This is a genomic window from Pigmentiphaga sp., assembly GCF_019689535.1.
Taxonomy (GTDB): Bacteria; Pseudomonadota; Gammaproteobacteria; order Burkholderiales; family Burkholderiaceae_B; genus Pigmentiphaga.
The window spans coordinates 1-2,050 of sequence record NZ_JADGHH010000340.1 but is presented as its reverse complement, the minus strand read 5'-3'; the positions used below and the strand labels follow the sequence as shown (position 1 = coordinate 2,050).

The following is a 2,050-nucleotide window of genomic DNA, read 5'->3' as shown; positions in this document are numbered from 1 at the left end:
GGTGTTTCCAGGCGTACGCGGTCGCCCCGCGACAGCGATATGCCGAGCATCTTCGAAACCATGGGCGGCACATGCCACTCGCCGTTCACGCGATAGCTGAAGCGGTTCAGGGCGGCATTGCCGCCGCCGGCGATCCCTTTTGGGGGCGACTTGCCCCGCTCGCCAAAAATAAACGCCTGGGCGCTCTCTTCGAGTAATTCGATTTCGTAGATGGCACCCAAGCCGCCGCGGTAAGTACCGTCGCCCCCCGAGTCCGGACGCAGCGCCCATTGGGTAAAGCGCACCGGATAGGCCGCCTCCAGGATTTCCAGCGGCGGGATCGTTGCTGTCGATATCGGGGCATTGCCATGGCTGAGCCCGTCGCCGCCGGCATGCGCACCGTGTCCGCCGCCGAAGAAACTGAACATGACCCAGCGCTGTCCCTTGCGCTTGTCGTCGGTGCGCAGCCCGGTCAAGGACAGCGCGTTAATCGTGCCATAGGCCTGCGCGACGGACCGCGTCGGGTCGGCAAGCGCCGCGGCGCCGAACACCACGTCGATCATGCGCAGGATGGTTTCGGTATAACCACCCACCGGGCGCGGCCGCTGCGCCGTGATCAGCAAGCCGTCCGGCATCACGAACTCGACGGCGTCGAGGACGCCGGCATTGGCCGGCACGTCGGGGAATAAATGCTTGAGCGCGACGTAACATGCGGCTACGGCCGTGGCCCGTGAAATATTGACGGCGCCAGCGCACTGTCCCGAAGTACGGGAAAAGTCGAGCACCATGCGCTCGCCTTCTATCGTCATGTCCAGGGCGATCCGGAGCGGCTCGTCCCGTATCCCGTCATTGTCGAGGTAGTCCTCGAACGCATAGCGGCCATCCGGCAGCGACGCGATGTGTGCCTGCATGAGTTTGCGTGCGCGGGCGCGCAGCGCCTGCATGGCGGCCAAGATCCGGTCTTCGCCGTAGGCATTCAGCAGCTCGTGCAAGCGGCGCTCGCCCAGTTCCAAGGCTGCCAGCTGCCCGTTCAGGTCACCCCACAGACTGTCCGGCATGCGAGTGTTGGCGCGCAGAATGGCGAGCACATCGGGATTGACGTCTCCTGCCGTCACGATGCGCACGGGCGGGATCTGGACGGCTTCCTGCCAGCATTCGGTCGCGGCGGGGTTGTAGTTGCCTGGGACGTTGCCGCCCACGTCGTGCCAATGCGCAGCCGAGGCGAGGAAGCACAGCAGGCGGCCGCCGCGGAAGAAAGGCTTGACGAGCTTGAAGTCGTTGGCGTGGGTGCCGCCTTCGTATGGATCGTTGAAAAGCCAAACCTCCCCCTCGTGCATGCCGCCGAGCGGCTGGGCCGTGGCCATGGCAGCGCGCACGGCGAAGGCCATGGCGCCCACGAACACCGGCAGGCCCGATTTCCCTTGCACGAGCGTATCTCCCGTCGAGCCATCGTAGAGGCCATGGCAGGCGTCGTGTGCTTCTGCGATGATGGGATTGAAGGCGCTTCGATAGAGCGTGGCATCCATTTCATCGGCGATTTGTTCGAGCCGCCCTTTCAAGACTGCCAGCGTAACTGGGTCTAGCTCGGTTTCTGACATGCGCGCCCTCGTGCTTTCGGTTTCTCTCGAGGAACTGTATTTATGATCTATTGTTCTGTCAATAAGACAATTCGGGCGAAGCCGGGAGCAGGCGCCGCAGCGGCATTGCGGCGGCGCATCGGATGCTTTGGGAAGAGAAGCGCCTGTGGCGTGGGCGCCCTGCCCTACGCCACCGTCCCCCACAGGTCGTAGTCGTCCGAGCGCGCGATGCGCACGGAGATGATGTCGCCGACTTTGTACCGTTTCCATGGCTTGTCGGCGGGTGCGACGTAAACCTTGCCGTCGATGTCCGGCGCATCGGCCATGGAACGCGCCACGCCACCCTCGGGCGTGACTTCGTCGACGAGGCACTTGAGTACTTTGCCGACCTTGCGGGTCAGGCGCTTGCGGGAGATGGCCTGCTGGACCTCCATGAAGCGAGCCTGTCTCTCCTGGCGCACCTCATCCGGAACGGGGTCGGGCAGTTCATTGGC

1 protein-coding gene and 1 pseudogene are annotated in these 2,050 nt (G+C 64.2%); both read right to left on the bottom strand.

The window, feature by feature from the left end; genetic code table 11:
* A partial coding sequence (locus IRZ12_RS17530) for a hydantoinase B/oxoprolinase family protein (protein WP_296471391.1) occupies nt 1-1,577 on the bottom strand: 1,577 nt, incomplete at its 3' end.
* A gap of 164 nt (nt 1,578-1,741) precedes the next feature.
* Nucleotides 1,742-2,050: pseudogene (gene rimO, locus IRZ12_RS17525) on the bottom strand (30S ribosomal protein S12 methylthiotransferase RimO); the annotation flags it as partial.